The following is a 5,487-nucleotide window of genomic DNA, read 5'->3' as shown; positions in this document are numbered from 1 at the left end:
GCCCGCCGCGGCGTACGCGTCGAGCACCGCGAAGGACTGCGCTTCGTCGGCCGTCAGGGCCGGGCGACCGCGAGGGAGATCGCGAGCGCGACCGCCGTGCAGGCGGCGGCGCCCAGCAGGGCGGCCAGCACGCAGCGGGCCCGCAGCTGCCGGTAGCGACGGCCGTACTGCTCGCGCAGCCGCTCGCGGTTCTCCCGGAACTGTTCGAGTCCGCGGCGGGCGGCGAGCAGCTGGGTCTGTGCGAAGTGGTGCTCCAGGTCGTGGCGCTGGGTGCTGGTCAGCCAGGGCAGCAGGTCGGCGAATTCCTCGGCGGCCTGCCGGGCCTGCCGGCTCTGGTTCTGCCAGTACAGGTAGCCCTCGAGTCTGCGCAGGCCCGCGTCGGCCTCGCCGGCGGTGTCGACGGGGTGGCCGCCGGTGGGCGTCCGCTCGCTCATCGCCGCTCTTCGCCGGTGATCGCCGCCCCGCCCTGGTGGCCGGCGTCCTGGAGCTCGTCGGGGACGTCGGGGTGGTGCAGGTTGAACGCCGGGGACTCGGAGCGGATCCGCGGCAGGGTGACGAAGTTGTGCCGCGGCGGCGGGCAGGAGGTCGCCCACTCCAGCGAGCGGCCCCAGCCCCACGGGTCGTCCTCCTCGACCTTCGGCGCGTACTTGGCGGTCTTCCAGACGTTGTAGAGGAACGGCAGCATCGACAGGCCCAGCAGGAACGAGCCGATGGTGGAGATCATGTTGAGGGTGGTGAAGCCGTCCGCGGCGAGGTAGTCGGCGTAGCGGCGCGGCATGCCCTCCGCACCGAGCCAGTGCTGGACCAGGAAGGTGGTGTGGAAGCCGACGAACAGCGTCCAGAAGCAGATCTTGCCGAGCCGCTCGTCCAGCATCCGCCCGGTGAACTTCGGCCACCAGAAGTGGAAGCCGGCGAACATCGCGAAGACGACGGTGCCGAAGACCACGTAGTGGAAGTGCGCGATGACGAAGTAGCTGTCGGAGACGTGGAAGTCGAGCGGCGGTGAGGCCAGCAGGACGCCGGTCAGGCCGCCGAACAGGAAGGTGACCAGGAAGCCGAACGCCCACAGCATCGGTGTCTCGAAGCTCAGTGAGCCCTTCCACATGGTGCCCAGCCAGTTGAAGAACTTCACGCCGGTGGGCACGGCGATCAGGAACGTCATGAAGGAGAAGAACGGCAGCAGCACCTGTCCGGTGACGAACATGTGGTGCGCCCAGACCGTGAGGGACAGGCCGGAGATCGCGATGGTGGCGGCGATCAGGCCGGAGTAGCCGAACATCGGCTTGCGGCTGAAGACCGGGATGATCTCGGAGATGATGCCGAAGAACGGCAGCGCGATGATGTACACCTCGGGGTGGCCGAAGAACCAGAACAGGTGCTGCCACAGGATCGGCCCGCCGTTCAGCGGGTCGAAGACGTGCGCCCCGAACTTGCGGTCCGCCTCCAGGGCGAGCAGCGCGGCGGCCAGCAGGGGGAAGACCATGATGATCAGCACGGCGGTCAGCAGGGTGTTCCAGACGAAGATCGACATCCGGAACATGGTCATGCCGGGGGCGCGCATGCAGATGATCGTGGTGATGAAGTTGACCGAGCCGAGGATGGTGCCGAACCCGGAGAACACCAGGCCCATGATCCACAGGTCGCCGCCGATGCCCGGCGAGTGCACCGCGTCCGACAGCGGCGAGTAGGCGAACCAGCCGAAGTCCGCCGCGCCCTGCGGGGTGAGGAAGCCGCCCATCGCGATCAGCGAGCCGAACAGGTAGAGCCAGTACGCGAACATGTTCAGCCGGGGGAAGGCGACGTCGGGCGCGCCGATCTGGAGCGGCATGATCCAGTTCGCGAAGCCGGAGAACAGCGGGGTGGCGAACACCAGCAGCATGACCGTGCCGTGCATGGTGAACAGCTGGTTGAACTGCTCGTTGGAGACGATCTGCGTCCCCGGGCGGGCGAGTTCGGCGCGCATGATCAGCGCCATCACTCCGCCGATCAGGAAGAACGCGAACGACGTGCCCAGGTACAGGCTGCCGATGGTCTTGTGGTCGGTGGTGGTGATCCAGCGGACGAGCATGCTCCCGGGCTTGCGCACGGCGCGCGGGTCCGGCGCCGCGGCGGGCGGCGGGTTGCGGTCGGTCAGGATGGTCATGGTGGCTCCCTTGCCAAAACGGACGAACCATCTCTATCAGTGACCGACCGATTCCGTTCGGTGACGATCGGCGCGTCGGCCGTACTTCCGTCCCGGCCCTCGCGCGCGCCCGCGACCCGGGCGGGGCGCGGCGGGGCGGCCGCCGACCTCCCCAACTCCCCCGCCCCGCACGGGGATCGACGGTGCAGGCGGGCGTCGGGAAGCGCCTTCCCGGCACGTCCGGGGAGCCCACCGCGGGGGTGACCGGCCCCGGCCGCCCGCCCCGGGCCGCACCACCCCCGTGTCGTACTCCGCCCGCGCTCCCGTTGACGTCCGCGCCGGGCACACCGGGCACACCGAACGCGCCGGAGCCGGCCCCGTCGAGGCGGGACCGGCTCCGGGTGGTGCGTGGTGGGCGTCAGAACGCCGAGGTGTAGGCGGTCAGGAAGGGTGCGACGACGGGCCCGCCGCCGGGGTTGAAGCAGATCGGGTTCAGCTGGACGGTGCCGGAGGTGCGGCTCCACGGCAGGGCCAGCTGGCACCAGCCGGGGCCGCTGCCGAACGCGGTGACCTGCGCGTGGTCGGAGGGCACGGCGAGGTTCGGCAGGGTGACGGTGGAGGGCACGCCGACGGCCAGCGAGTTGCTGCCGGCCACCGAGTTGTAGTTGGTGCCGACCGGCACCGCGCCGTTGTACCAGAGGTAGCCGAAGGACTTCGGCGGGATCGCCGGGCCGTGCACGGCGCGCTTGACGGAGTAGCTGAGCGTCCATTCGGTGTCGAGGGGCGCGTTGGCGGCGTCGAAGCAGGCCACCAGGAAGGTCTGGCCGGTGGCGGCCGGGTACCAGTCCGCGACCTTGCAGCGCGCGCCGAGGCCCGGGTTGACGGCGGTGACCTCGACGTTGCCGAGGTTGGTGGCGGCGCCGACGCCGGGCAGCCAGGCCTTCCAGATGCCGGTGGAGCCGTGGCTGGAGAGGTTCGCGCCGCCGGAGGAGTTGTACTGGGTGATCAGCGCGCCGCCGGGGGTGGAGTCCAGGTAGCCGTACTGGCCGCCGGTCGCGGGCGTGCCGCTGCTGCTGGTGTACAGCACGGTGAACGGCGAGTTGTCGGGCGCGCCGCTCGGCTTGTAGCAGGCCACGCCGACGTCGATGCCGGAGCCGGCGATGTTCCAGCCGGTGAGCTGGCACCACGTGCCGGTGCGGTTGACGGCCGTGGCGTGCGCGACGCCGCCGGGGCCGGCGATCAGCGGGAAGTGCACCAGGTAGGTGCCCAGGCCGGTCTGGTCGACCTTGACGGGGTTGCTCGCCGGGGACGCCCAACTCCCCCACTGCCGCGAGGGGTCGGGGACGTAGCCGGGCGGCGGGGTCGGGTTGTCGAGGTAGGCGAAGCCCCAGCGGTCCGGGACGGCGGCGTGCGCGGGCCCGGCGGCGGGCACGGCGGCGGCGAGCAGCGCGGCCAACAGGGCCAGCACCAGCACGGCGGCCCGCAGGGGCCTGACGGAGGGCAGGGCGGATCGAGCCTGCATGGGCGGTCAACTCCCAGGGTGGTGGGGACGGTTGCGGCAGCCGACGGGCGCACGCCGGCCCCGGGGAACACGGCGGGGCGGGGCGCACGGGACGGTGCGGTGCGGCACGGGGAGCCCGGTGGCCCCACATGCTAGGGGGGCCGCCGACCGCCGGCCCAGTGCCTTGGCATGAACCCGTACCGCCGCCTACGCGGCGCGGCCGTTCGCACGGCAGCCGGTCGCGACGGCCGACGGAGCGCGGGCTACCGGTTGTGGCGTAGTCGTGGCCGATGCCCGGGGCGGGGGTGGCACGGGTGGCACAACGGGCGGGAGCCTGCGGCCGCGTGACGCCCCGTCGCCCGCGCGGGGCCACGGTGCGTCAGTTGCCTTCCGCCGGACGGTACATCGGCGGGCGTGGCGGGCGCGGTCCGGGGCGGGGTGGGAACGAGTCGCCCGGCACGGGGGCGTCGGGCGCCGCGGGCGCCGGTTCGCCTCCTTCGGGCGGGTGTGACCGTCCGATGATCAACAGTGGCTATGCTCACGCTCCGTCAGGCCCGGACGGCCCTGGCGGAGCGAGAGGATGGGATCACCATGATGGGACCGGCGCATGCGCTGTCGGGTGCGACGGCGTGGCTGGTGGCCGGGGCGGTGGCGGCCGTGTGGGGGGAGCCGATGCCGTGGCCGGTGCTGCTGGTCGGCGCGCTGATCACGGCGGGCGCGGCGCTCGCCCCGGACCTGGACCACCGGGCGGCGACGATATCGCGGGCCTTCGGGCCGGTGTCGCGGTGGGCGTGCGAGGTGATCGACAAGCTGTCGGCCGCCGTCTACCGGTCGACCCGGGGCAAGGGCGACGCCCGCCGCTCGGGCGGGCACCGGACGCTGACCCACACCTGGCCGTGGGCGGTGCTGTGCGGGGCCGCGGCAGCCGCGGTCGCCGTGTACGGCGGCCGGTGGGGCGTGCTCGCCGTGCTGTTCGTGCACATGGTGCTGGCCATCGAGGGCCTGCTGTGGAGGCACGCCCGCGTCTCCAGCGACGTGCTGGTGTGGCTGCTCGGGCTGACCAGCGCGTGGCTGCTGGCGGACGTCCTGGACCGGCCGGGCAACGGCTCCCGGTGGCTGTTCGACGCACCCGGGCAGGACTACCTGTGGATCGGCCTCCCGATCGTGCTGGGCGCGCTGGTGCACTGCGTCGGCGACGCGCTGACCGTCTCGGGCTGCCCGATCCTGTGGCCGATCCCGATCGGCCGCAAGCGCTGGTACCCGATCGGCCCGCCGAAGGGGATGCGGTTCCGGGCCGGGAGCTGGGTCGAGGTGAAGGTGCTGTCGCCGATCTTCATGGGCCTGGGCGGCGTCGGCGCACTGGTCGCCCTCCAGGTGATCGGCTGAGCCCCGCGGAGCACCATCGCCGGGCCGCGGGCCGCGTCCGGCCGGCCTCGGCGCCGTACCGGCGGACCGCGGAGGGGAGTTGACCGGCCGTCGGCTCCGCGGACCGGGGATTCTCGACGCCTCTACAGTGTTGTAGATTCAAGTAAAGGCAAAGGGCCGCCCGAGCCGAGCGCCCGGGCGGCGAGAACCGGAGGGGCACATCGTGGGAGTCTCGCTCAGCAAGGGTGGCAACGTCTCGCTGACCAAGGAGGCGCCGGGCCTGACCGCTGTGGTCGTCGGCCTCGGGTGGGACGTGCGCACCACCACCGGCTCGGACTTCGACCTGGACGCCAGCGCGCTGCTCTGCACCGAGCAGGGCCGGGTCCGCTCCGACGCCGACTTCGTCTTCTTCAACAACCTGAAGAGCGCGGACGGTTCGGTCGAGCACACCGGCGACAACCTCACCGGCGAGGGCGAGGGCGACGACGAGCAGATCAAG

Annotated in this window: 5 protein-coding genes; 2 read left to right on the top strand and 3 right to left on the bottom strand. The window is 72.2% G+C overall.

Translation table 11 applies throughout. From position 1 onward, the window contains the following. Positions 1-53: 53 nt before the first annotated feature. The 3 genes from ACWEMJ_RS33565 to ACWEMJ_RS33555 all read right to left on the bottom strand — a co-directional run bounded on the left by ACWEMJ_RS33565 (position 54) and on the right by ACWEMJ_RS33555 (position 3,644). Complete coding sequence (locus ACWEMJ_RS33565) at positions 54-434, bottom strand: hypothetical protein (protein ID WP_452140925.1); 381 nt, start codon at positions 432-434, stop codon at positions 54-56. After that, entirely contained in the window at positions 431-2,143 is a 1,713-nt protein-coding gene (gene ctaD / locus ACWEMJ_RS33560; protein WP_452140924.1) for an aa3-type cytochrome oxidase subunit I, read from the bottom strand. Before ctaD ends, ACWEMJ_RS33565 begins: the two co-directional genes overlap by 4 nt. 397 nt (positions 2,144-2,540) lie before the next feature. Further along, on the bottom strand, positions 2,541-3,644 hold the full coding sequence (locus ACWEMJ_RS33555; RefSeq protein ID WP_452140923.1) for a hypothetical protein: 1,104 nt from the start codon (positions 3,642-3,644) through the stop codon (positions 2,541-2,543). Positions 3,645-4,214: 570 nt separating this feature from the next. Here ACWEMJ_RS33555 and ACWEMJ_RS33550 point away from each other — a divergent pair. Continuing rightward, positions 4,215-5,009, top strand: a complete 795-nt coding sequence (locus tag ACWEMJ_RS33550) for a metal-dependent hydrolase (protein WP_452140922.1) — start codon at positions 4,215-4,217, stop codon at positions 5,007-5,009. 202 nt (positions 5,010-5,211) lie between these two features. Beyond that, positions 5,212-5,487: TerD family protein (locus ACWEMJ_RS33545; protein ID WP_452140921.1), on the top strand; the 276-nt coding region annotated here is incomplete at its 3' end.

It is taken from the genome of Kitasatospora sp. NPDC004531, assembly GCF_053602195.1.
This window is presented reverse-complemented; position numbering and strand designations above follow the sequence as displayed.

What these genes read in the sequence shown, in the direction of transcription:
- ACWEMJ_RS33565 (WP_452140925.1), bottom strand. Translation starts at nt 434, where the DNA reads ATGAGCGAGCGGACGCCCACCGGCGGCCACCCCGTCGACACCGCCGGC.
- ctaD (WP_452140924.1), bottom strand. Translation starts at nt 2,143, where the DNA reads ATGACCATCCTGACCGACCGCAACCCGCCGCCCGCCGCGGCGCCGGAC.
- ACWEMJ_RS33555 (WP_452140923.1), bottom strand. Translation starts at nt 3,644, where the DNA reads ATGCAGGCTCGATCCGCCCTGCCCTCCGTCAGGCCCCTGCGGGCCGCC.
- ACWEMJ_RS33550 (WP_452140922.1), top strand. Translation starts at nt 4,215, where the DNA reads ATGATGGGACCGGCGCATGCGCTGTCGGGTGCGACGGCGTGGCTGGTG.